The organism is Oceanobacter mangrovi (genome assembly GCF_019740315.1).
Taxonomy (GTDB): Bacteria; Pseudomonadota; Gammaproteobacteria; order Pseudomonadales; family Oceanobacteraceae; genus Oceanobacter; species Oceanobacter mangrovi.
The window spans coordinates 337,904-362,994 of the sequence record NZ_JAHXZR010000001.1 but is presented as its reverse complement, the minus strand read 5'-3'; the positions used below and the strand labels follow the sequence as shown (position 1 = coordinate 362,994).

At 55.4% G+C, this 25,091-nt stretch carries 20 protein-coding genes; 11 read left to right on the top strand and 9 right to left on the bottom strand.

Annotation, left to right across the window (positions count from 1 at the left end):
• Positions 1 to 4: 4 nt before the first annotated feature.
• Both znuC and K6123_RS01525 read left to right on the top strand, forming a co-directional pair.
• Positions 5 to 802, top strand: a complete 798-nt coding sequence (znuC, locus tag K6123_RS01530) for a zinc ABC transporter ATP-binding protein ZnuC (protein ID WP_221793440.1) — start codon at positions 5 to 7, stop codon at positions 800 to 802.
• Positions 803 to 828: 26 nt separating this feature from the next.
• Positions 829 to 1,614 (top strand): metal ABC transporter permease, encoded by a 786-nt coding sequence (locus K6123_RS01525; RefSeq protein WP_343223945.1) that lies wholly within the window; start codon positions 829 to 831, stop codon positions 1,612 to 1,614.
• A gap of 38 nt (positions 1,615 to 1,652) precedes the next feature.
• Here K6123_RS01525 and K6123_RS01520 read toward each other — a convergent pair whose 3' ends face one another.
• Genes K6123_RS01520 through K6123_RS01510 form a run of 3 tightly spaced genes read right to left on the bottom strand, consistent with a single transcriptional unit; the run spans position 1,653 to position 4,090 of the window.
• Complete coding sequence (locus tag K6123_RS01520) at positions 1,653 to 2,420, bottom strand: hypothetical protein (protein ID WP_221793438.1); 768 nt, start codon at positions 2,418 to 2,420, stop codon at positions 1,653 to 1,655.
• Positions 2,421 to 2,425: 5 nt separating this feature from the next.
• Positions 2,426 to 3,403 (bottom strand): LVIVD repeat-containing protein, encoded by a 978-nt coding sequence (locus K6123_RS01515; protein WP_221793437.1) that lies wholly within the window; start codon positions 3,401 to 3,403, stop codon positions 2,426 to 2,428.
• A 33-nt stretch (positions 3,404 to 3,436) separates the two neighbouring features.
• Entirely contained in the window at positions 3,437 to 4,090 is a 654-nt protein-coding gene (locus K6123_RS01510; RefSeq protein ID WP_221793436.1) for an SCO family protein, read from the bottom strand.
• 29 nt (positions 4,091 to 4,119) lie between these two features.
• On the opposite strand from K6123_RS01510, the gene K6123_RS01505 reads away from it, so the two are divergent.
• Positions 4,120 to 5,514: an MATE family efflux transporter gene (locus K6123_RS01505; RefSeq protein ID WP_221793435.1), complete on the top strand. Its 1,395-nt coding sequence runs from the start codon at positions 4,120 to 4,122 to the stop codon at positions 5,512 to 5,514.
• A 100-nt stretch (positions 5,515 to 5,614) separates the two neighbouring features.
• Positions 5,615 to 6,214, top strand: coding sequence for a hypothetical protein (locus tag K6123_RS01500; RefSeq protein ID WP_221793434.1), 600 nt, complete (start codon positions 5,615 to 5,617; stop codon positions 6,212 to 6,214).
• A gap of 17 nt (positions 6,215 to 6,231) precedes the next feature.
• Here K6123_RS01500 and K6123_RS01495 read toward each other — a convergent pair whose 3' ends face one another.
• On the bottom strand, positions 6,232 to 7,140 hold the full coding sequence (locus tag K6123_RS01495) for a LysR family transcriptional regulator (RefSeq protein WP_221793433.1): 909 nt from the start codon (positions 7,138 to 7,140) through the stop codon (positions 6,232 to 6,234).
• 131 nt (positions 7,141 to 7,271) lie between these two features.
• On the opposite strand from K6123_RS01495, the gene K6123_RS01490 reads away from it, so the two are divergent.
• Both K6123_RS01490 and K6123_RS01485 read left to right on the top strand, forming a co-directional pair.
• The gene (locus tag K6123_RS01490; protein ID WP_221793432.1) at positions 7,272 to 7,817 is read left to right on the top strand and encodes a cytochrome b; all 546 of its coding nucleotides are present in this window, start codon (positions 7,272 to 7,274) and stop codon (positions 7,815 to 7,817) included.
• A 66-nt stretch (positions 7,818 to 7,883) separates the two neighbouring features.
• Positions 7,884 to 8,453: a YceI family protein gene (locus K6123_RS01485; protein WP_221793431.1), complete on the top strand. Its 570-nt coding sequence runs from the start codon at positions 7,884 to 7,886 to the stop codon at positions 8,451 to 8,453.
• Between the two features lie 361 nt (positions 8,454 to 8,814).
• On the opposite strand, the gene K6123_RS01480 is transcribed toward K6123_RS01485, so the two are convergent.
• From K6123_RS01480 to prlC, 5 genes are all read right to left on the bottom strand, one after another.
• Complete coding sequence (locus tag K6123_RS01480) at positions 8,815 to 9,879, bottom strand: LPP20 family lipoprotein (RefSeq protein ID WP_221793430.1); 1,065 nt, start codon at positions 9,877 to 9,879, stop codon at positions 8,815 to 8,817.
• Between the two features lie 3 nt (positions 9,880 to 9,882).
• On the bottom strand, positions 9,883 to 10,509 hold the full coding sequence (locus K6123_RS01475; protein ID WP_343223944.1) for a penicillin-binding protein activator LpoB: 627 nt from the start codon (positions 10,507 to 10,509) through the stop codon (positions 9,883 to 9,885).
• A gap of 87 nt (positions 10,510 to 10,596) precedes the next feature.
• Positions 10,597 to 12,294 carry a COG3014 family protein gene (locus K6123_RS01470; RefSeq protein WP_221793429.1) on the bottom strand — a complete coding sequence of 566 codons (1,698 nt, stop codon included), beginning with the start codon at positions 12,292 to 12,294 and terminating at the stop codon, positions 10,597 to 10,599.
• A 153-nt stretch (positions 12,295 to 12,447) separates the two neighbouring features.
• On the bottom strand, positions 12,448 to 12,735 hold the full coding sequence (locus K6123_RS01465) for a YheV family putative zinc ribbon protein (protein WP_221793427.1): 288 nt from the start codon (positions 12,733 to 12,735) through the stop codon (positions 12,448 to 12,450).
• Positions 12,735 to 14,798, bottom strand: coding sequence for an oligopeptidase A (gene prlC / locus K6123_RS01460; protein WP_221793425.1), 2,064 nt, complete (start codon positions 14,796 to 14,798; stop codon positions 12,735 to 12,737). Before prlC ends, K6123_RS01465 begins: the two co-directional genes overlap by 1 nt.
• Before the next feature lie 610 nt (positions 14,799 to 15,408).
• On the opposite strand from prlC, the gene K6123_RS01455 reads away from it, so the two are divergent.
• From K6123_RS01455 to K6123_RS01435, 5 genes are all read left to right on the top strand, one after another.
• Complete coding sequence (locus K6123_RS01455) at positions 15,409 to 16,812, top strand: solute carrier family 23 protein (protein ID WP_221793423.1); 1,404 nt, start codon at positions 15,409 to 15,411, stop codon at positions 16,810 to 16,812.
• Positions 16,813 to 17,186: 374 nt separating this feature from the next.
• Positions 17,187 to 19,250 (top strand): monovalent cation:proton antiporter-2 (CPA2) family protein, encoded by a 2,064-nt coding sequence (locus K6123_RS01450; RefSeq protein WP_343223943.1) that lies wholly within the window; start codon positions 17,187 to 17,189, stop codon positions 19,248 to 19,250.
• 335 nt (positions 19,251 to 19,585) lie between these two features.
• Complete coding sequence (locus K6123_RS01445; protein ID WP_221793421.1) at positions 19,586 to 20,713, top strand: FAD-dependent monooxygenase; 1,128 nt, start codon at positions 19,586 to 19,588, stop codon at positions 20,711 to 20,713.
• A 27-nt stretch (positions 20,714 to 20,740) separates the two neighbouring features.
• Positions 20,741 to 21,577, top strand: a complete 837-nt coding sequence (locus tag K6123_RS01440; RefSeq protein WP_221793419.1) for an IclR family transcriptional regulator — start codon at positions 20,741 to 20,743, stop codon at positions 21,575 to 21,577.
• Between the two features lie 111 nt (positions 21,578 to 21,688).
• On the top strand, positions 21,689 to 25,024 hold the full coding sequence (locus tag K6123_RS01435) for an FG-GAP-like repeat-containing protein (protein ID WP_221793417.1): 3,336 nt from the start codon (positions 21,689 to 21,691) through the stop codon (positions 25,022 to 25,024).
• The last annotated feature ends 67 nt before the right edge of the window (positions 25,025 to 25,091 follow it).

Sequence of the window (25,091 nt, the reverse complement as noted above, 5' to 3'; positions counted from 1 at the left end):
CACCATGGCTGAGGCCCTGATCCGTGCCGAAAACGTCAATCTGCAACGCCGCCATAAACAGGTGCTGCAGAATATTTCGCTGAGCCTGCAGGCTGGCCAGATCGTTACCCTGATCGGCCCCAATGGCTGTGGCAAATCGACGCTGATCCGGGTGCTGCTGGGGCTGGAAAAACCCGACACCGGCGCCATCATTCGTCGCAAGGGGCTGAAGATTGGTTATATGCCCCAGCAACTGCGGCTGGAACCACGGCTGCCGATCACGGTAACCGGCTTTCTCAGCCTGGCTCGCGGCGGCAGTCGCCGTCATATCGACAGCTGGCTCGAACGACTGGGCATCAGCGCGCTGCGCAATCAGGATATTCAGGATCTCTCCGGTGGTGAATGGCAACGGGTGTTACTGGCCCGCGCCTTGTTGCAGGAGCCGGATCTGCTGGTACTCGACGAGCCAGTGCAGGGCGTCGACGTACAGGGGCAGAGCGAGCTGTATCAGCTGATTCCACAGCTGCGCAATGAGCTTGGCTGCGGCGTCTTGATGGTGTCTCACGATCTCCATCTGGTGATGGCTGCCACCGACGAAGTGATCTGCATGAACGGCCACATCTGCTGTTCCGGCCACCCCGATCACGTTTCCGGCTCGGAAGCCTATCTGGAACTGTTCGGCCAGCGGCCAGTACCCATTGCGCCCTACACTCACCACCACGATCACCACCACGGTATCGACGGCCATATCGAGGCCGGTGCCGAATGCCAGTGTGATGGCCATGACCACGCCGCTCCCTCTACCCATCAGAGCCACAGCTGAGATAACCGCCCGACATGAATGACTGGATGATGACTTACTGGTGGCTGATGCCATTGCTCAGCGGCGTCTTGCTGGCCTGTGTAACCGGCCCGCTGGGTAGCTTTGTGGTGTGGCGACGGATGGCGTTTTTTGGCGACACCCTCGCCCACGGTGCCTTGCTGGGGATAACTCTGGGCGTTATTTCCGACATTCAGCCGACCCTGGCGCTGCTGCTCAGCTCAATCGTGCTGGCGCTGGTGCTGTTCCCGCTGCAACGCATTGAGACCCTCAGCTCCGACACCCTGCTGAGCATTATTTCCCACAGCATGCTGGCGATTGGCCTGGTGGTACTGAGTCTGGCACAAGGCGTGCGAGTCGACCTGATGGGTTATCTGTTTGGAGACCTGCTGGCAGTCACCGGCCAGGACGCCTTGCTGATCGGCATCGCTGCGGCGGTTTGTATTGGCCTGATTCGCTGGCAGTGGCGCGGCCTGCTGTCGACCACCATCAGTCAGGAACTGGCCAGTATCGACGGTTTCCCGGTGGCGCGGCTGAATCTGATGCTGGTGTTGATGCTGGCGATTATCGTCGCCCTGTCGATGAAGATTGTGGGTATTTTGCTGGTCAGCGCGCTGCTGATTATCCCAGCAGCGACCGCTCGGAGCCTGTCACGCACACCGGCACAAATGGTGCTGCTGGCCAGTCTGGCCGGCATTATTGCAGTGCTGGCCGGTATCAGTGCCTCGTTCTTCTGGGACACGCCGGCCGGGCCAAGCATTGTGGTGGCCGCCACATTGATGTTTGTTGCCAGTATGGCGGTCAAGCGCAGCTGAGCTGACGACCCAGCTGCTCTTGCCCTGGCTGGACCGGATCAGGATCCCTCCGCAATCACCGCCAGCACCACTGGAGTGCTGTCCTGCAGATCCACCAGCTGCACGCCGTCGTCATTGGTGAGGTATGAGGCCGTGCCATCAATGATGATGTCGTTGCAGCTGAGATCACTAAAGGCGCCGGTTTCCGTCACTGACCAGTTACCTTCGCGGCTGAAGCGCTTCAGACCACCAGCGTAACAGACCCATAAATTGTCGCCGTCAATCGCCAGACCGGTGGGCTGATCCAATGCCACCGTGCCACGTAATACCGGCTGTTCAATATCCGTGATGTCATACACCAGCAGGTGGTTATCGTATTCACTGCCGCCGCAGCTGCCAGCCGTGCCAGAGTTGCTCAGCGTCACATACATGGTGTTGCCATCGGCCACCACCGGGTCACAGCTGCGGGCATGATCCACAAAGCTTTCCAGTGCCAGTTCACCACTGCTGCTGACGTTCATGATCAGGGTGCCGGTGGTGGTGCCAACCAACACCTGTTGGGTGCCATAGGCATGGGCGGTTTGCAGCTCCCGGTTAAATCCGATCTGATCCAGCGGGTAGAGCGCGCCGGTTTCACTATCAATACGGAAACTCTGAATATACGGGCTATCGACCACCACCAGATAACCCTGCTGGATGGTAAAGCGCGAGGTTGAGCCTGACTGGCCGTCCTGACCGTTGGCAACGTCACTGGAATCTGCACCACAACCGGCCAGTATGAACGTCACCAGCACAGCTATCAGATACTGAAATTTCAATCTGTTCATGTCTGTCACTCCACCGCTTCGCCATACAGCCAGGTGTCACCCTGACGATTTGTGTAGCCAATCAAGACGCCATTACTGGTGCTGTAACGGTAGGCACGATCCTCTTGCGAGAGGTTGGCTTGTTGGTAAAAGTCCGCTGGTACAGCGAAAGAAAAGACATCCAGATTACGAATCTCACTGCCCGCCACATAGGTTCCGGCTTCCAGCGTGGCCAGATCAATGGCGACCAGATCGGTGAAGGCATTGACGTACATAACATCGTCCTTGACGCTGAGGTCGGTCACTCCGGGAATCGGCAGATAGACCTGACGCTGTGGATTCTGCGGGTCCGCAACGCTGAAGATATGCACACCGCGATAGTTATCCACCACTGCCAGCCAGTCATCCAGTTCGTACAACTTGCCACTGATTTGCAGGGTCGCGGTATTACCGTACTCAGGCTCGATATCAGCACGGATTTCTTCCCAGCTCAATATCACCGCCTGATCACAGTGATCGCCGCTATCACAGGAACAGGTGTCATAGGTACACTTCTCGAAGTTGATACAGGCAAGTTGGGCCAATAACAGCGGGGCCAATAACAATCGCCGAGGTATTGAGGCTTGTTGCCGCTGCACAACCAGACCCGCACGCTGAAACAGCAGCAAGCCGCCAAATCCCAGCAACAGGGCCAGCACATCCCAGCCATCGGCATAAGCATTATTGCCAAGCAGCGGCGAAACCCCTTCGATCAGCACACTGACCGCCAGCAGCAGCCACCAGCCAGACAACAAATGGCGAGCAGCTATCAACCAGGGTAAACAGAGACCGGCAGCCAGCATCCAGATCAACGACGGCAACGAGCCAGCAAATGGCGAAGCCGCACCAAGCAGGCCAGAGTGGCGACTGAATTCCACCAGCAAGGCCGCCAGCACAGCAACCAAAGGCAGCAGAGCGATTAATAAAGGCCGCGCGGAACCGCGCCCCCGGAGAATAACGGGCATCGCATCATCCCTGATGAAAAAGACCCAGCGATACTATGGCTGTTTAATGACAGCTTCGAGAATACTCTGCATACGATCACGACTGAACGGTGGCTCGATGTAGCCGCGATATTGCCAGTGCTGATCGATCAGCATCAGGTTGGCGGAGTGGTCCATCAGATATGGGCCGGTCTCGCGATCAACACGGGCGTAAAAGCCATTGATCTCCAGCGCCAGTGTCTTCAACGCCGCCTTGTTGCCGGTCAGACCGATAAACTCCGGGTTAAAATAATTCAGATAAGGCTGCAGCGAAGCGACGGTATCGCGTTCCGGGTCAATTGAGACAAACACCAGCTGCAGCTGCTCGCGCTCGGCTGGCGTGAGTTTTTTCCACACCCGATTCATATCGGCCAGGGTGGTCGGGCAAATATCCGGGCAGAAGGTGTAACCAAAAAATACCAGCTTCCAGCGCTTGTTGAGGCTGGCCTGGTTGCGCTTATTGCCGAACTGGTCAATAAACTGAAAATCACTTACTGGCTGGCCAGTGCGGTATAACATCACCCCGGTTTGCTGCGACAACCAGTTCACGGGCGAGCTGTTAATACCCATCCAAAGCCCCAGTGACAGGGATACCAGCAGACCCAGAGCCAGTAAAATCAGCCCGCTGCGGGCTGTTGGCGATAACTTGTCAGCAGCCTGACCACTCATATTAATCTCCTTTTTTGCCGAGTATACCAGTGACCCGTCTTTCATCCCCCTGGCCAGCCACCCACTGGCGCGCGACACAAGGTCGCATTCTGGCCATCGCCTGGCCCGTGATGCTGAGCAACATCACAGTGCCCTTGTTGGGGCTGGTCGACAGCGCCATTCTTGGCCATCTGCCCGACGCCGTGTATCTGGGGGCGGTGGCTATTGGCGCCCAGCTGTTCACCCTGCTGTGCTGGAGTTTTGGTTTCCTGCGGATGGGCACCACCGCCCTCACCGCGCGCAGCCATAATGACGCAGGCCAACAGCAGGTGTTGTTCAACGCTATCTGGCTGAGCCTGCCACTGGCCTTGCTGGTGATGCTGGCCGGAGCGGTGCTTTTTCCGCTGGTGATTCCCTGGATGGGCGCCAGCGCTGAAGTCAGCAGCGGCGCGCGTGAGTACCTGGCGATTCGTATGTATTCGATTCCGGCGGTGTTACTGCAATACGGTTTGCTGGGCTGGTTTATCGGCCGTGGCCAGACCCGCGTGCCGCTGTTGATCATGACCATCACCAACCTGGTGAATGGCGGTCTGGATGCGCTGTTTGTGTTTGGCCTGGGTATGACCGTGGATGGCGTTGCGCTCGGCAGTGTGATGGCGGATTACAGCGGCACCCTGCTGGGGCTGGCATTTGCCCTCAAGGCTTGTAACGTCCGTCTGGGCCAGCTGCTGCCACAGCATTGGCTGGTGATCTGGCAGCGCCGTCCGGCCTTTGAACAACTCAAACCTGTGATCAAGGTTAACCACCAGCTGTTTGTCCGCACGCTCACGTTGTTACTGGTGTTTGCATTTTTTAACGCCCAGGGCGCCCAGCAAAGTGAACTGATTCTGGCCACCAACAGTCTCATCATCACCTTGCTGATGTTGATCTCCAATGCCCTCGACGGCATTGCCCATGCGGCGGAAAGCCTGACTGGCCAGTCACTGGCCAGTCGCAGCCGCGAACCGGACAATCACCACCACCTGTTGCAGGTGCGGTCTACTTTGCTGCTTACTGGTGTCAATTCTCTGACGCTGGCGCTGCTATTGACGTTGGTGTTCGCACTCGGTGCAGATCAAATCTGGCCTTTATTGACCAACAATGTGCAGCTGCTACCCGTGCTGGCCGACTATCAACACTGGCTCATTTGGCTGCCATTGATCGGTTGCTGGAGTTATTGGCTCGACGGTTTGTGTATTGGCGCAGGCGCTACCGCCACCATGCGAAATGCCATGCTGGCCGCGACTTTACTGGTGTTCCTGCCTTTGTGGTGGTTCACCCGGGAGCTGCAAAATACCGGCTTGTGGCTCAGTTTTTACGCCTTCTTATTGGCCAGAGGTGTTTTTGTGATCCCTTTCACAATAAGGCTTTACAAGCAACCTGACATTTTTGCACCGGCTGTCTGACCTGCTGGCAAGACCGTCAAGCTTAACTATAATTTTGCTAGTCAAACCAAAGATCAAAAGTAAGGTATTGTTTTTATTAAATTTTTAGCTAGAGGTTGTCATGACTGATCCGGCAGTAGCGTTACTCAACAGGCAGGACGCCAAAATCAGCTCGCAAGAAGACCTCGGAGCCCGGGTAACTGTCCGTCTCAATCAGCTCTCACGCATCGTCCAGACAGCTGAGTCCGACGCGGTAGGCAAGTTGTGTCGCTATTTGATGGACTACTGTGCCTACTACCAGCAACTGCAAAACCGGCTACGTGAACAGGCACCACGGCTGCTCAAGCGTATCCAGTCGGCTGCCGCAGTACTGGAACTGTGTGCTCCGGCCAACAGTAGCGGCAGCATTATGATGCTGCGCCAGGCCTGGTTTGGCCTGCGTATCGCCGAAGAAATGAACGATGTGTATCTGGCCCAGACCGGCAACCCGATAACCGATTTTGACCCGTCGACCGCCAATGTGGTGGTCCAGACCATACTCGACCATCAGGATGCCGATACCCTGGAATCCCTGATTGTCACTTGTTGTCGCCACCCGGAACGACTGTTCTACGGTGCGCCGCAAGCCAGCCACAATGGCAGCCAGGCTATTATTGCCCGTATTTTCCAGCCGTGGCCGTGTCTGTCTGACCATCTGGGACTGCCCAGCAAGCTGGTTTGATCTCTTTGCTACCCGGCTTATCGCGTTAAACCGGCCAGCTTGCCGGGTAGATGTTCGATCATAAAATTCTGCAGCGCCCGAATCCGGCTGCTGCCACGCATGTCCTTGTGATAAACAAACCACATAAACGCCTGTGGCGTTGGCAGCCCTAGGTCGATTTGCACCAGATCCTGGTTAATTGAGCTGGCCCGCTGTAAAAATCCCACCGGACCAACTCCCATTCCCTCCGAAACTGCCGAGAAGATATCCGTGAAGCTGTTGCTCTCAAACACAATCCGGCTGGGATCGATACGGTCCACCAGCTCGCGGATTCCCGGAATCTGGCGTTTACGCCCCGATGGCAGCACCCAGAAATGGCGATTCACATCGGCCATGTTGCGCAGCAAGCCATAACGTTCGACATAAGACTGGGCTGCGAACAAGTCCATCGGTGAGGGCATCAGCTTGCGAGCAATCAGATCCGGCTCGGTCGGTTGTTCACCCATACGAATCGCCGCATGCACATCACCGCTGGCCAGCGAAGTCCGTTCGTCAGTCGCCACCACATGTACCCGAATCTGTGGATAAGCCTCCCGGAAGGCATGTAACAAAGGCGCAAAAAACAACGAAAAGTCAGATACGGTAGAAATCCGCAGGGTTCCGGACGGCGTTGACTCGTAAGTCGACAGGCCGTTGAACAGCCGCACCATTTCATCTGCCACCGGCTGCATCCGTTCCAGCATCAACTGGCCAGCATCGGTCAGTTGATAGCCCCGTTGATGGCGGATAAACAGCCGTGTCCCAAGCTGCTGTTCCAGCCGACTGATCCGTCGTAGCAGGGTCGAATGATTCAGCCCCAGCCGCTCGGCAGCAGCACTGAGGGTGCCAGCTTCCGCCACCCGATAGGCAATATGCAGGTCATCCCAGCTGAATTCATCCATTGCCATAAGCGTTTTCCACCCCGAAGGTCACAGAGTTCTGTGCATTTTTGCACAATGATTGTCGAGTTATCGCTATTTTTATCACAACCCAGCTTGCGTAAGGTTAGCCGTTATTGAATAGCCCCATTGGAGTCCACATGCTGAGCAACACCCGCCATGGTTATGGCCTGATCGCAATTGCCCTGCACTGGCTGATGGTGATCGGCATATTCGGCATGTTCGGCCTCGGTCTCTACATGGTTGAACTGACCTACTACGACAGCTGGTATCACGGATCTCTGGAAACCCACAAAGCCATCGGCGTGCTGGTGTTCCTGCTGTTGCTGGGCCGCTTTGTCTGGCGCCAGTTCAATGCGGTGCCGGCTGGGCTGTCGAGCCGTAAGGTAGAAAACCTTGCTGCTCACTGGGCTCATATCGCGCTTTATGTGGTGATGGCAGCACTGTTTATCAGTGGTTATCTGATTTCTACTGCCGACGGCCGCAGCGTTAACGTGTTTGATCTGTTCTCGGTGCCGGCGACGCTGGCACAACGCGGTAGTCAGGAAGAGATCGCTGGCACAGTTCACACCGTACTGGCCTGGTTACTGATCGGTATGGCTGGCCTGCACGCGCTGGCAGCCCTGAAACACCATTTTATTAATCGGGATAACACTCTCAAACGCATGCTCAAGCCCGCCCGCTAACGTCTGCGCCTGATCCCGATCTTTTTTGCAAAAACTGATTAAGACTTTCCTTCAAGGAGTTTGACCATGAAAAAACTGCTGCTCGCCATGACAGTTTCCGCCGCCGCTATGACTGCCACTGTAGCCAACGCTGCTGACTACGTGATCGACACCCAGGGTGCTCACGCCTCCATTAACTTCAAGGTCAAGCACCTGGGCTTCAGCTGGCTGACCGGCCGTTTCAACACTTTCTCCGGCAAGTTTGAGTGGGACAAGGCCAAGCCAGAAGCTTCCAGCATCGAAGTGAAGATCGACCCGTCTTCTGTTGACTCCAACCAGGCCGAGCGCGACAAGCACCTGCGCAGCAAGGACTTCCTGTTTGTTGACGAATACCCAAGCGCTTCCTTCAAGAGCACTGGCTACAAGTCAACTGGCGAAGGCAAAGGCGAGCTGACTGGCCAGTTCACCCTGCGTGGCGTGACCAAAACCATTACTTTCCCGGTTAGCCAACTGGGTGAAGGCAAAGACCCATGGGGCGGCTACCGCGCCGGTTTCACTGGTCACTACACCATCATGCTGGGTGACTACGGCATGGACGGCTACCTGGGCAACATCCCGGTTGAAATGGAGCTGAACGTCGAAGGTGTCCGTCAGTAAGCCGGACGCTTGCTGCTTCAGCCAAGCCAATAAAAACGCCCTGTCAGCCATGCTGACAGGGCGTTTTTATTGGCGTCAGGAACGCGCTGATTACTCCACAATATTCGTCATTCCGGGCTTGCTCCGGAATCCATACAGCGGTGAATATTTCGAAGCCGTATGGATCCTGAATCGCTACGCGCTCAGGAAGACAGAACATTCGTCATTCCGGGCTTACCCCGGAGTCCATGCAGCAGTGAATATTTCAAAGCCGTATGGATCCTGAATCGCTGCGCATTCAGGAAGACACTTCACCCGTCATTCCGGGCTTGCCCCAGAATCCATGCGGCGGTGAATATTGAAAACAGATCAGCAAGACAGCCTACATCAAGCGTTCCGCCAGTGTTGCCGCCAGCTCTTGCTGCAATTTGTCGGCAACCGCTGCCGAGGCTTTTTGCCAGGCGAGATTTTCCATTCCCGATACCCCACGAGCGTTGTCGCTGAACGAGGACAAAATCCGGCCATCGGCATCGATGATCTGGATTCGGGCATTCACAAAGGCGTAGAAGCGTTCGTCCTGGGTGCGTGAACTACGTTCAGCGCTCAGACGGAATTCCAGGTCACTGCTGCCCTGCTGCTGGATTTTCAAACCTTGCGAGGTCAGTGCTTCGATCAGGTCGCCCGACATATCGCGGGCTTCGCGGTTATCGAAACTGACTCGTACCGTCAGCTGGTTGAGCAAGTCATAAATACGTTGCTGCAACGCCTTGTGGCTGCTGGTTAATGTCGGCACCTGATGATCCAGTGCCACCAGACCAATCTTGTCCGCAAAGGCCTGACGCTCTTCAATCAGACCCAACGCAGGCAACAACAGGCGTAATTGGCTTAACACCGGCTGGTTGTCGGTGATGACTGCGTACTGGTCGAGCTGCTGCTCGATCTCGGTCATTTGCTGCTGCAGTCGTGCAACTGCGGCTTCGCGATCCAGCTCAGCCAGCGCATAGGCAACACCAGCGGTGACAGCGGCGTCACGAATGGTCATTTCATCCAGTGTCACTGCCGGCACCTGACTGCGGACTTTCTGCTGCACTTCACTTTGCACTTTGGTGAGCTGGCCGGTGCCCTTGCTTTCCGACACTGTGCTGGTGAAGTCGCCACTGACGGTCACCCGTAGCTGGCTCAGCAAGTCGACTCGCGCCAGTTCACTGGCCCGCTTGATGGCATCGGCCGGATCGCCATACACCTCCATGCTGCCCACCCCATAAGCCATGGCGTGACGCTGCGGTGGATTCACCACCCAGGACGGCAGGCTGGAATCAATGCTGTCGTTCTCTGCCTGTGGTTTGGTAGCGACCGAGCCACAGGCCGCCAGCGTCAGCGCGGTCGCGGCGATCAGCAAGCCACGGGCGAGCTTCTTTGGGGCTGGCAAAACGTGGGAGTGTTTCATGCGTTAAAGCCCGAAGCTGGATTTTTCCTGAAGTTTCTGGATCTTCTTCTGGCCGTTCCAGACTTCAATATTGGATTCCATGTCGATCAGCTTGAGGTCAACCTGATAGAAGGTCACACGGTCGTTACCCGCCTGATCAACAATTGAGTTGATGCTGCCAGAGAGAGCGTAATCGGCGGCTTTTTCCTGCCCCTGCTCCTTGGCGTCTTTGGAGTTCAGCTCCTGATCAGAACGCTCTTCACGTACCGCATCACGTTCTTCGCCGCTGGCAACAAAGTCGGCCTTGCCGGAGCGCATGATCGAACGCTTGATGTCGTTGATAAAGGTGTCCACTGCAATGTGCTCGTGGGACTTGTTGCTGATGCGCTGGATAATCACGGTTGGACGACGACCGTTGTCCATCATGAAGTCGTTGGCCCATGGGAAGGACACCATGTCACCAATCATTTCTTCCGCCACCAGGCGGGAATCGGTGGCGTTCCAGCGATCTGACAGGGCAATTTCCTTGGCCGGATCGACACGCTGCACCTTGGTGGACGAGCAACCGGCCAAAGCGACCAGCGCCATCGAACCCAGTACGGTGCATTTCAGAACGCAGCCCAGCGGGCTTTTGCCAATCATCATCGTCATGTGTTTGTTCTCCCTTACGGTCTTTTAACAGATCGTCTGTTGTTCTGCGGGCTGCCGGCCGGTGACCAGCAGCGATAAAGTCTTTGATCAATAATCCGTGGTCGGGGTCTTGCCCATCGACCGCACCTGCCACAAGGCAATTTCACCGGCCTGCAGGTTCACCGTGGTTTGATGGTGTTCGGTGATGCCGGGTTCCAGCTCGGAAGTTAATGACAGCTTGTGCTCACCGGCCGGCAGGGTCAGCCGGCGGATACGAATGTCGCTTGGCAACAGCTGCCAGCTGCGGGTTTCCGACGCCTCACTGAGCTGGCTTAGCAGGCCACCCGCCAACGATAGCAAACCGGTCGAATCACTGCCGGTGACGGCTTTCACCGACAGCGACTTCAGCGCCGCCCGCGCCATCGCAATCTGGATGTCCGATGACGAATTGACCAGCCGCTGCTGAATGCCCATCTGGGCCGGACTGGCGGCTGGGTAGAGGGTCATGTCCGCCGGGCCCTCACCGGAATCAATCTCCAGCGTGCTGGCTCCCAAACGCGTCGGCGGCTTGTAATAGGGTACGGCGACACGCAGGAAGGAGCCAATCGCAGTATCCAGATTAAGGCTTTCCACTTCGCTCCAGAGCGGCCCCAGATAGATGGTTTTCTGGAACGGCGTAAAGGGGAAATTACCGCTGCGACCATCCAGATAAGCCATCAGCACGTTGTAGGCGCCCTTGTCGGCATACAACAGATAGAACCACGCCCAGGCGTCACGATTGTTACCGGCCAGCGGTTGTAACTTCAGTGTTCGGGTTTTCGGGTCGGCCCACAGCTGCACATTGAGTTCTTCCAGCGGCGGCGCAAAGCCCTTGTGTTCAATCACCAGCAGCTGGGCATCCTTGCGGCTGACCTGATCCAGCTGCTGACGCTGATCGGCGGTGAGTTTGTCGGCTTTCAGCTTGCTCAGTTCACTGTCGTAGCCACCGGCCAGTTTCATCATCCGGGCGGTATCAAACCAGGCCTGGGCAGTAATGTCCTGCCCCAGCCGGAATTGTTCGGCATAGCCCTGCTGATAGCTTTCAGCGGATTTCTGGTAACTGATGCGGGCGTCGTCGTATTCGCCATTCATTTCAAAGCTCAGGCCAGTCAGATAATGGGCCATGGCGTCGTCACGATAGGTCAGCTTGTTTTCATCAATCACATCGCCACTGAGGGCGTTAAACAGCTGCAGAATACGATTGTAGGTGGAGTCGGCATCGTCATTGCGCTGTTGATAAGTGCCGATACGATCATTGAGATCGTTGAGTTTCATGATCAGACGGCGGGCTTCAACCCGCGAACCTTCCAGCGCATCGAGCCGCGCATTGTTGTCAGTCGCCTGCTCGGCAATGCCCAGATAGTTGAGCGCCTTGTAATAGTTGATCAGCAGTTTTTCATGCGACTGACCGGCGTAATTGGCCTGACGAGCGTTGGAAAACATCGACAACGTGGCGTTGATCAGACTGGTGGTTTCGAGCTGTTCAGCAAGCCGTTCGGCTTCTTCAAAAGCGCGGTTACTGGCGATGTAATTGCCATCCAAATGACGAATAACACCGAGTTCGAGGTAATACAGCAAGCCGTCGGCACCGTCGGGCGACAGGGCTTTTTTGAGCTGATCTTCAGAGTCCTGGAAATTGCCTTTTTTGAGATCGGCAAATACCGGTTCCAGCCCGGCGCTGTAGGTAGCACAGCCAGGCAAGACAATAACCAGCAGTAGAATGGTAATGACGTGGGTCCAGCGTGACAGCACCCGTTTTCTCTCCATGAAAAAATCGTTGTCCAGTCTAGCGGAACAGGTGAGAGGGCGTCACCCTCAATCTGGGGTTGGGTTGCTGTATGCAACCCCGGATCAGCTCCCGGATGGCAGCCGCTGCGCGGCTTTATCCGGGCTACTGTGATACTCGTTGTGAACCGGGCCTTACTCCGACTTTGGCTCCAGGCCGATGATTTTCAGCGGCTTTTCTTCCTCGTCGAAAATCATCTTGCCGTCCACCGGCGTCACCCGGGTGGCCAGTTCTTCAGCGCGGGCGTCTTCTTCAATCTGCTGGCTGAGGGTCTGGACAAAACCGCAGGCCACGCACTCGCGGATCTCTTCACCGCTGTCGTCCGTGTACATCACGGTTTTATCCATTTCGGCACACTTGGGGCACACCACGCCAGCAATAAAGCGGCGTGGGCGTTTGGCCGGCTGGTACTCTTCTGCCATCAGGCAATCTCCTCGTCAGCCACTTCGATACCGCAGTGGCGCAGCAGTGGCTCTACTGACGGTTCGCGACCACGGAAATTACGGAACAACTCGGCAGCGTCTTTCGAGCCACCCTGGCTGAGAATTTCATTGAGGAAACTCTGGCCGGTTTGCTGGTTGAAGATACCCTCTTCCTCGAAGCGCGAGAAGGCGTCGGCACTGAGTACTTCAGCCCATTTGTAGCTGTAATAACCTGCCGCGTAACCACCGGCAAAAATATGCGTAAAGCTGTGCTGGAAGCGGCCGAATTCAACCGTTGGCACCACAGTCACCTGTTCACGCACCTGGTTCAGCAGGGATTCTACATCAGCGCCCTGCTCGCGGAATTCGTGGTGCAGGCGGAAATCAAACAAGGCAAATTCCAGCTGACGCATGGTGCCCATGGCGGACTGGAAGTTCTTCGCCGCCAGCAGTTTATCCAACAGCTGCTGTGGCAGCGGCTCGCTGGTCTGGTAGTGACCACTGATAAACGCCAGTGCTTCCGGCTCGTAGCACCAGTTTTCAAGGAACTGGCTGGGCAGCTCGACGGCATCCCATTCGACACCGGAAATACCACTCACGGCAGCGACGTCCATGCGGGTCATCATATGATGCAGACCATGGCCGAACTCGTGGAACAGCGTGGTCAGCTCGTCATGAGTCATCAGCGCTGGCTGATCACCGACTGGCGGCGTGAAGTTACAAACCATGTAGGCGACCGGCAGCTGCAGGCCGGAGGCAGTGTTACGACGGCTGCGACAAACGTCCATCCAGGCACCACCCCGCTTTTTCGGACGGGCGTACAAGTCAAAGTAGAACGACGCCAGCTGTTCGCCGTCTTTCATCACCTGATAGAACAGCACGTCCGGGTGATAGCTGTCGACGTCGGTTTGCTGCACAAACTCAACCCCGAACAGGCGTTTGACGGTTTCAAACAGACCGGCAATGACCTTATCCACCGGCAGGTACGGGCGGATGTCTTCCTGCGAAATGGCGTAACGCTGCTGACGCAGTTTTTCGGCGTAATAGCCCACGTCCCAGGGCTTCAGGTCATCGGCCTGATAATTGTCTTTGGCAAAGGCCTTGAGGTCAGCGATTTCACGCTCGGCCTGCGGCTTGGCCTTGCTGGCCAGATCGTTGAGGAAATCCAGCACCTGTTGTGGGCTGTCGGCCATTTTGGTCGCCAGTGACAGATCAGCGTAGCTGTCGAAACCCAGCAGTTGCGCCTTTTCATAACGCAGTTCGAGGATTTCCTTCATCAATTCGGTGTTATCAAACTTGCCAGCGTTGGGGCCTACTTCGGAAGCGCGGGTAACGTAGGCGGTGTAAACCTCTTCGCGCAGCGCACGATTATCGGCGTAGGTCAGAATCGGGTAATAGGACGGGAAGTCCAGCGTCACCACATAACCGCTGAGCTCTTTCTGCTGCGCCTGTTGCGCCAGCAGCGATTTGGCGCTGTCCGGCAGACCCGCCAGCTCGGCTTCGTCAGTAATCTGCTTGTGCCAGGCATGGGTGGCGTCGAGCACGTTTTCGCTGAACTTGCTGGTGATTTCTGACAGCCGTTTGCTGATTTCGCCGTAACGCTTTTTCTTGTCGGCGGGCAGATCAACACCGGCCAGATGGAAGGAGCGCAATTCGTTATCGATGGTTTTCTGCTGGGCCGTGCTGAGGCTGGCGAATTCCGGTGCCGCCTTGAGCGCCTTGTAGGCTTCACACAGTTCGGTGTTCTGGCCGATTTCGGTCCAGTATTCGCTCAGCAGTGGCAGACAGGCGTTGTAGGCATCACGCAGCTCATCACTGTTGAGCACGCTGTTGAGATGACCCACTGGCGACCAGGCGTTGCTCAGTTCGTCGTCCCACTGTTCGATCGGCGCCGCCAGATTTTCCCAGCTCGGGGTTGCCCCCGACGCCTGCAGGTCTGCCAGCAGTTTGGTCAGCCGCTCACGGTTACGGTTCAGCAGGGTTTCAACAGCAGGTTTGACGTGTTCAGGTTTGATCGCCGAGAAAGCGGGCAACACCTGAGCTTCGAGCAAGGGATTAGGCATACGTCATCATCCAGGTTTGACTGAGATTAAACTGAGTATTTGGGCTGACTCGCCACAATTCAAGCGTCAGACCGTGGAATTATGGGCAAACACCGCAGAATTTATCGCTACCGATTGACGCAGGCTATTACCACTCAAAACGAAGCGCAATCTTGTAGGGTCGGGACATGTCCCGACAACTGCTGAGATGTCATTAAAGGTGGTTGTCCAGGCATGCCTGGACCCTACGAAAGCATTATCAACCAATGCTCGGATGATATTTAACCGAAGTATTGGTAATAGCATTATTAATATCCAACGATATAAATCGGCATATATTTAATATCGATGATTCGGAATTTAATCCGTTTTCGAAAGTCATTTTCAAGGCCCGCCAAACACTGCTCTGGCACTTCCATTCGTGTCTGAAACCCAGCCAAATCTTGCTGAAAAACAGCCAATCTTTGCTGAATTCTAACCAGATTCTATCCAATTGTTACAGCGGCTATTTTGGCGTTATTCCTTGGTATGAAATTCAATTCCGACGCTGGTTTTCAGTGGCTTTCGCGGTTATCTCTTGGACAGCTGATTACTGCTCGAACAATAAACCTAATAAATGAGATCGATCATTATGGCACTCCAACAACGCAAGGATGGCGAAGAACATCCATATTGGCCTGCAGGCCCGTTTAAAATCCGCTTGCCATTTGTTCATTATCGCTGGGAATTCCCGGAGATGGTGCAAGGCCTGGTTATGTTTGTCGTCGGTCTGGCGATGATTCCGCTGCTGGAAAAATATCTTGGTATTCCTTACGAAGCCGCACTGGCGTTCTGCTTTATCGCCGGTATTGGTTATATGTTGCCTGCGCTGTTGGGGGTGCCGCTGGTACCCGGCTGGATTACCCCGGCCATTCCGGTGGTGATTCTGTTCCTCGGTGGTTATGAGCCCGGCCCGGAAGCCATCAAGGCGCTGTTTGCCTTGCAGCTGGAAGTCATGGCGATTTTCCTGATCCTGGGCCTCACCGGCTGGGGTTCCAAACTGGTGAGTGTGATTCCCAACTCGCTGAAGTCGGGCATTATTATCGGTGCCGGTATTGCCGCCATGATGGGTGAGCTGAAAACCGGTGGCCGTATCGACAGCACACCGATTTCGCTGATTGCCGGTTCCATTGTGGCCGCTTATATCCTCTTCTCACTGTCGTTCAAGAACGTTGTTGAACAGTCGGCTTTTGCCCGCAAGATCGCCAACTTCGGCATGGTTCCCGGCATGCTGGTTGCCATGATTGTTGGTTGGGCCGTCGCGGAATACCCGCTGCCGGATATCCAGTGGGGGATTACCCAGCCTGACTTCTCTCTGATGACGCATTATCTGGTCACCAGCGTTGGTTTCCCGGATCTGGATATGTTCCTGCTGGCGATTCCAACTGCGCTGATCGCTTACGTCATTGCCTTTGGTGACATTCTGGTCGGCACCACGCTGGTTGAACGCTCCGACCGTCAGCGCCCGGATGAACAGATTGAACTGAACGTTGACCGCATCCACGTGGTAACGGCTATCCGTAACGGCTTGCACGCATTCCTGGCGCCGTGGCCAGGTCTGTCTGGCCCGCTGTTCACCGCCGCCCACGCGACTGTTGCCGAACGTTACGCCATGGGTCGCAAGGCAATGGACTCCATTTACAGCGGTGGCGGTACCTTCTGGGTAACCGGCTTCCTGGCGCTGTTCTGTCTGCCACTGGTGTCGATGTTCAAACCGGTACTGCCAATTGCGCTGTCACTGACGCTGGTGCTGACCGCCTACATCTGCATCATGGTGGGTATGGAGCAACTGAAGAACTCCGCTGAGCGCGGAGTCGCCGGTATTGTTGCCGTGACGCTGGCGATGCCGGACCCTAAATCCACTGTTTACGCGGTGATCATTGGTCTGGTGCTGTACTTCCTGATTGAACGCCCACGGCTGATGGGCAAACACAAGGAAGAAGACGAGTTCCTGTTTGCTGATCAGGCCACGCCAGTGGCGGAAGAGTCGAAGTAAGTCTGACGCCCCATCAAGACAAGGCACTTCAGAATCCATGCGGAGGTCCTCCTGATACCGCCGTATGGATTCCGGGGCAAGCCTGGAATGACGGATTGCGTCTTCCTGAACGCGCAGCGATTCAGGATCCATACAGCGTTGAACGATTCACCGCCGCATGGATCCCGGGGCAAGCCCGGAATGACGAACATTACGTCTTCCTGAACGCGCAGCGATTCAGGATCCATACAAGGTCGAATGGCTCACCGGCGCATGGATTCCGGGGCAAGCCTGGAACCACACCATTTCCCCCACGCATTCCCGGCGGCCGGTCTTTTCAAAAATGTTCACCATTCAGTAAATTTGTTGTACCAATTTACGCTCACGGGTTTAGAGTGATTTTTATTGCCGCACGATTCTCGCCCGGCATTCAGTATTGGATTAGCGGCCGTTTGCTGCTGATCCACAGCGCTATCAAACATCCGTTCAAACACCCGTTCGAGTCACTCATGACCAGCTATTTTATTCAGGCTTTTATCTATCTTGCTGCCGCCGTGTTACTGGTGCCACTGGCCAAACGGCTGGGACTTGGCTCGGTACTGGGTTATCTGATCGCCGGGGTGTTGATCGGCCCGGTGCTGGGACTGGTTGGCAGTGAGACCACCACCATTCAGCACTTTGCCGAGTTTGGTGTGGTGATGATGTTGTTTCTGGTTGGGCTGGAGCTGCAACCAAAAGCCTTGTGGGGCATTCGCCACCGGTTGTTTGGCCTTGGTGGCTTACAGGTGGTAGCCACCAGCGCGGTGCTGGGTTATGGCGCCTGGTGGCTCGGCCAGCCATGGCAGTCGGCGCTGGCGATTGGTCTGATTCTGTCGTTGTCGTCCACCGCTATCGTGTTGCAAACCCTCAACGAAAAGAACCTCAATAAAAGTGAGGCGGGTACCAGCGCCTTTTCGGTGTTGCTGTTTCAGGACATCGCTGTGATCCCGATGCTGGCGCTGATTCCATTGCTGGCCTTGCCGGAGTTACAACAGCTCGGTGGCGACAGTGCAGCCCACAGCGATGATCTCAGTCTGGTGGCGCAACTTCCAATCTGGGGCAAGGCGCTGATGGTGGTGGCGTCGGTCGCCGTGGTGGTATTCGGTGGCCATTTTCTCAGTCGGCCATTGTTCAGTTATGTGGCCGCTTCGCACACCCGTGAGATTTTCACCGCCACTGCGCTGATGCTGGTTGTCGGTATTGCCGCGCTGATGCATCTGGTTGGTCTGTCGCCTGCACTGGGCGCCTTCCTCGCGGGTGTGGTGCTGGCCAGCAGTGAATTCCGCCACGAACTCGAAAGCGATATCGAGCCGTTTAAAGGCATGCTGTTGGGGCTGTTTTTTATCACAGTGGGCGCTGGCGTCGACTTCAGCCTGCTGTGGCACAAGCTGCTGTTGATCGTTGCTCTGACGCTGGTGCTGATGTTGCTGAAAGGCCTGTTGCTGGGCGCGCTGGCGCTGCTGTTCAAACTCAAACCAAGTGACCGCTGGCAGTTTGCCCTCAGTCTGGCGCAGGCCGGTGAATTCGGTTTTGTGCTGCTGACCTACGCCTACAGTGCCCATGTGCTGTCGAGCGAGTTGGCACAGCTGTTGTCGCTGGTCGTCGCGCTGTCGATGTTCCTTACGCCAGCGCTGTTTATCGCGCTGGAGAAGCTGATTTTTCCCCAACTGGCAAAACATGGCGAACAACGCCAGGCCGATACCATCGATAAACGCGGCCCGGTAATTGTTGCCGGGGTCGGCCGTTTTGGTCAGGTGGTGAACCGTCTGCTGACGTCCAACGGCTTTGATACGGTTTTACTGGATCACAAGGTCAGCCAGATTGAATTGATGCGGCGGATTAACGTGAAAGGCTACTACGGTGACGCCAGCCGCCCCGACCTGCTGGAAACCGCTGGAATCGCCGAAGCCAGCCTGCTGGTGATTGCCATCGACGAGCAGAGTCAGGTACTGAAGCTGGTGCGTTACGTCAAACGCCGTTATCCCAACCTCAAGGTGATCGCACGGGCGTTCGACCGGGGCCATCATTACCAGTTGCAGGATGCCGGGGCCGACTTTGTGATCACCGAAACCTACTACTCAGCACTGGAAGCTGGCACCCAGGCCTTGCGTATGCTGGGCTACAGCGATGCGGTTGCCGACCAGCGCAAACGTGCCTTTAACCGCACTGAAGCCCGATTCCGCGAACAGCTGTACCTCAGCTGGCGTGATCAGGGCGGTAAAAGCGCCTTCACCGATCACTATCGCGGGCTGGTGATTAACCTGCAGGAAGCGCTCTACCACGCCATGCAAGAAGCCGATGAGCAGGAAACACCAGCCGCCGCCGAAACCGTTCGCACACCTGTGCCTGCTTCCGAATACGTCAGCAGCAAGGATTTATCGGCCGCCGTCGAAGAAAAGAACGCGGCTGTTCAGGACTAGCAGGCCTGATTGGCACGGCCCATCCTGCAGACCACGTCAGACCTGTAGGTTGGGCCACGCCCAACGATGTGCTGATGGGCACGGCGCATCCTGCAAACCACGTCAGATCTGTAGGTTGGGCCACGCCCAGCGATGCCCTGATAGGCAGCACAACACCTGCTGCATGCCTGTATCCATTCTTCCTGCTTTCCGGATTACCAGATTCCTGCTGACAATCTCGCCATCTGTTTTATATATGAAATTATGATTTACATATGGATTTATAAGGTCATAATCAAATCCCATATACGAATACTAGCGTTCAAATATGAACGCACTAAAAGAGCGAGACAGCCATGACTAGTCTGAATATCGCCATCAGCGGCGCAGGTATCGGCGGCATTACCGCAGCTCTGGCACTGCAAGCGCAGGGTCACCAGGTCACTCTGTACGAGCGAGCGAAAGAATTCTTCCGCATCGGTGCTGACATCAACCTCACACCAAACGCGGTTTATGCCCTTGATGGTCTGGGCCAGGGCGTCGCCGAAGCACTGCGTAAAACCGCCGCGCAGCCAAAATTCCGCATCAGCCGCCAGTGGGACACAGGTGAAGAAACCTCCCGACTGGAAATGGCCGATGCAGCGATGGAAAAATACGGCGCACCACAGCTGACCATTCACCGTGCCGACTTGCTACAAGCGCTGGTTGATGCGGTGGGCGACAACATTCGTTACAACCACCTGACCACCAGCATCAGCCAGGATGAAACTGGCGTTACCCTGACATTTGCTGATGGCAGCGAAGCGCAGCATGACCTGCTGATTGGTGCCGACGGCATTCATTCGATTACCCGTACCACGCTATTTGGCCAGGACGCACCGGAGTTCACCGGCCTGGTGTCCTATCGTGGCGTAGTGCCAGCCAGCAAGCTGAACGTGCCCAACCTGGATTCCTTCACCAAATGGTGGGGTTCAACGCCGGACATCCAGATCGTGACCTTCCCGCTCAACAAGGGCGAAGACACCTTTGTATTTGCCACCACGCCACAAGAAGGCTGGGAAGAAGAATCCTGGACCTGCCCAGGCGACGTTGACGAACTGCGCGAAATCTACCGCGACTTCCACCCGGAAGCCTTTGCGCTGGTCGACGCCTGCGAATCCATTACCAAGTCTGCGCTGTACGTGCGCGAACCCATGAGCCAATGGTCACAAGGCCGCATCACGGTGTTGGGTGACGCTGCCCACCCGATGGTGCCTTTTATGGCTCAGGGCGCCTGTATGGCAATTGAAGATGGCGTGGTGCTGGGCCGTTGCATGGCCAACGTTGATGTTGCTGGCATCCCGGCAGCCCTGCAGCGTTATGAAGACGCCCGCAAGGAACGTACTGCCAATGTACAACGCGGTTCCCGTGGCAACGAGTGGCTCAAGAAAGGCGGTAACGCCGACTGGGTTTATGGCTATAACGCCTGGAAGGTAGAGATCTGATTCGTCTCTCACATTGAGGAAAGCCTGATGCCTGCGGATACCACCCCAACTAACGCAAGTTCGATGAACGCCACAACAACCAACAGCAACGAGACTGCGACTCCCCCCGAGCACTCGGTGCCTGCGGTTCAGCGTGCCATTCGTTTGCTGCGTTATATCGGTAGTGGCCGCAGCTGTCGTAACCTCACCAGCGCCGCAGCCGATCTCGCCATCAACCGCACCACCTTGATGCGGTTGCTGGCGACGCTGAAGGATGAAGGGCTGATTGCAACGATTCCTTCAACTACCAGCAACAGTCAGGGCGGTTACCGCCTGAGCTGGGGCGTGCTGGAGTTAAGCCAGGGCATGAATCAGCAGCAGGCGTTGCTCGACCAGGCCCAGCCGGTGCTCGAACAACTGGCTGAACAGTGCGGAATGTCGGCTTACCTGGCCGTCGCCGACGGTGGCTACTCACTCTATCTGGCACGGGCCATTGCCCGCGGCAGCCTGGTCAGCAACCTCTCCACCGGCACCCGCTTGCCACTCTATCGAACCTCGGTTGGCCGCGCCTTATTGGCCGCCATGACCGTTGAGGAAGCCAGCCAACGGCTGCAACAGCTACCGCCTGAGCACACTGCCGACATTGCGCCTACCCAGGTGTTAGACGAATTAACCCGCGACCGCGCCGCCGGACTCAGCTGGAGCCTCGGCCGTTACGAAGCCAACGTGGGCTCTTGCGCCATCGCACTCTGCCCCCAAGCCAACCAGCCCATCGCCGCCATCAACCTGGTCGGCCCGGGCCAGCGTTTTGTTGATCAACCGGAAGACGTCGCGGACGCACTCAGACGCGCTGCGGCAGAGATATTGGCGGTGATACCTGGCTAGAAAAACCTGAATCAAGTCATGTAAAGAAAAATTATAAACGTAAGCACACCATCATTATTAGTAATTGATGTAAAGTACTGCCATACAAATGAACCATTGATGGTACCGCTTATGAAAGGATTTCGCTTCCCAGCCCTTTGGGGCTTGCTGATGCTTGGCGCATTTACGTCATCTGTTCAGGCCTCCCCCTGTGGTAACCCCTCAGACCAATCCTACTCCACCGCGTGGTCCGGAATTTCATTCAGTACAGCGCTGGGCAATGCTGGCTTCAGCGCCTTCGATTACAACGCGGATGGTGTTGATGATCTGTTGCTGTCATCTGGCCATATGTCGTCCAGCCTGGTCAGCGAATACTGGTTCACCCTGTTGTCATTTGATACCGACACCAACGACTATCAGGTGGTGTGCCAGTCCAGTGTGTATACCGAAGAGATAACCAAACTCACCACCTTTCAGAGTGATGCAGGCACCTACGTCAGCCTGATTGCCATCGACGATGGCTACATTGATATTTTTGATCACAACCTTGGAATAAGTGTTGGCCAGGTTTCCACCTCGAACAGAAGCGTCAACGATTTGCTGGTTGCTGATATCGACAATGATGGTGAGCGAGAATTTGTCGCCCTGACAGACAACTTCACCATGATCTTTAACCTCAACAGCTACGAGCTGGAGCAAACCCTGTCCTGGGGCGGCAGCGCTTTCGGGGTCGGCCATATCACCACCGATAGTGAACTGCAGCTGGCGATCAGCAGTGGCGTTGTCCTGACAATTCAGGGGAGTTCAACTGAAGTAACGTGGGACTATACCGCCACGGGGTTTGCCAGCTCCCTGTTGGAAGTCGGTGATATCAACAATGACGGCTTTGATGAAATTCTGGGTGTGAATACTAGCCTGACCGCATATAGTGGTATATCGATGGGGAGTATCTGGTCTGTCCCCCCTAACAATATTCGGTTTGAAGCCCTCAGTTTATATGACCAGGATAACGATGGCGCGTTGGAGATATTTACGGGTGATGACCAGTGGGGAGAGTTATACATCCTGGACGGTGAGAGCGGCGCCACTCTGGTTGATATTCCAAATGACAACCATGGCGTCACGGACATCATCGCTGGCGATTTCAACGGTGACTCCAGTCTTGATGTCGTCTGGGGTAGTGGCTATTCAAGCAGCGGCGCTGATTACCTTTATATCTACACCCCTGAGAGTAGCAGCCTCGAATGGCAAAGTGGTGAATATTCCGGTCCATACCTTTCGATTGACCTTGGGGATATAACCGGTGATGGTATCGCCGACTTCATTTATGCCTCCATCGACAGCGAGTCTGGCTACAGTTCAGGGATATTACGTGCTATCGATGGCACTACTCTGACAGAAATCTGGACCGCAGATAGCCAGGTTTTTCCTGAAACCGCTTATTTAGATATTCACGATATTAGCATCGCTGACATCGATAATGACAGCACTCCGGAGGTTCTGGTCGCAACTAGAAACGTGTCTGATGGATATCTTTATGTAATTGATGCTGCAACAGGTGCTCTGGAAGCTGAGGTACTTGTCGATGATGATTTACAAGCTATTTATTCAATTAAATTTGACGATATTGATGATGACGGTCATAAGGAAATTCTGCTGGGTGGTGCCAGTGGCAAAATATTCAAGCTGGATGCTGAAACCCTGACACTGACCGATCAATATATAATCCCTGACATTTCAGACCCGATATGGCTTCTTGAATCTGCGGATATTAATTCTGATGGCATAAATGAAATAATTGCTATTACAGACAATCTCGTCGTGATTGATCTGGCTGAAAGCACTATTCATTCCACCGCACTGGAACCAGCAGCCATTTCGATTATTAATGACGCCACTACCGACGAGCCAATTGTTTATCTGGCAACAGAAAGCGGTGCGCTGGGTCAGCTGAACGAAGATTTTAGTAGCAGCACCCTGATCAAAATCTGTGATGATTCCCTGCAAGCGATCGAAGCTATTGATGACCAGACCCTGGCAATCATCTGCGATGGCCAGGTTGGAACGTTTGACCTGACAACCAACACGACTTCCTGGCAAGAAGACACCGGCGATACCGAATATCTGGGGATTCATGATCGCCTGCTGGTCCATCACGGTACCGATACAATCCAGCTGTTTATGGCTGGTATCAGACCCACACTGCTGGATACCTCCGACAAGACGTCGCCATTAATCGCCGGAGATTCCTCTGAAGCAGGCCCCTATAACGCTCCGCTGCACGGCCAGTTCAACGCTCAGGACAACAGCGCTGAGGCGGTCACCTATGCCATCTATCACCAGCCAGAAAATGGCGCGGTCACCATTCCGGATCCTTTGGTCGCTGAATTTATCTACACTCCGACCGGTGACAACCTGGATCCGGTTGAATTTGATTATTTCATGACCGACGGCACCGACTATTCCGGCCTGGGGACCGTAACCATAGACCTCAGCAACACTGCACCAGTCTGCAGTGATGACGAGTTCTCATTACACTGGAACAACGTCTTGCAAGCATCCATGGCGGCTTCTGATGATGACGGCGATGATCTGACCTACGAACTATTGAGCCGACCAGCATATGGCACTGTCACTCTGGCCGATCAGAGTTCGGGGGATTTCACATTCACCATCAGTGATGCAGGTTTCAACTGGCAACAATTCAGTTTTTGGGTGACTGACGGCCAGGCACGTTCTTCTCGATGCTGGATCCAGATATTTATTACCAATGCTGACCCAACAGCCCCGGATCTGACTCTGGATACTGACTTCGCCACTGGTCTTTCAGCCCAGCTCAACGGCACCGATGCAGACGATGACGCGATTATCTACCAACTTGAAGCCAATGCTGCGACTGGTAACGCGTCCCTGACGGAGGATGGCTTGCTGAGCTACGAGGTATCAGGGGAAGACGCCAGCTATCAGGATACCGTTCAGTACCGGGTATACGATGGCCGTAACTGGTCTTCCATAGGTACGGTTTATATTAACGTCACCGGAACCGAGACAGAGGATGGTTCGGACGACAGCTCTGATGATAGCTCTGGTACGGAAACAGGCGACGGCTCTGATTCAGGCTCCAGTGATAGTTCAGACACGGATACAGGCGACGGTTCTGACACAGACTCCGGTGATACTTCTGATACCGATACAGGCGACAGCTCTGATTCAGACTCCGGCGATACTTCTGATACCGATACAGGCGACAGCTCTGATTCAGACTCCAGCGATACTTCTGATAATGATTCCGACGCCAGTGATGACACATCCGATAGCAATGACAGCCCGGAGAACCCGGATAGCAGCAGTTCATCATCCGGTTCTTCAGGCAGCGGCGGCGGTAGCCTGTCAGGCTGGTTCCTGCTGGTGATGTTTGGCTTGCTGCTGTTGGCACGCCAACGATCATCACAAATTCGCCCCGGCTAATGGCGTATAGCTGAAGCCTTGATGCTCTCGTAAAAAAGCCCGGCAACTGTGCCGGGCTTATTCGTTG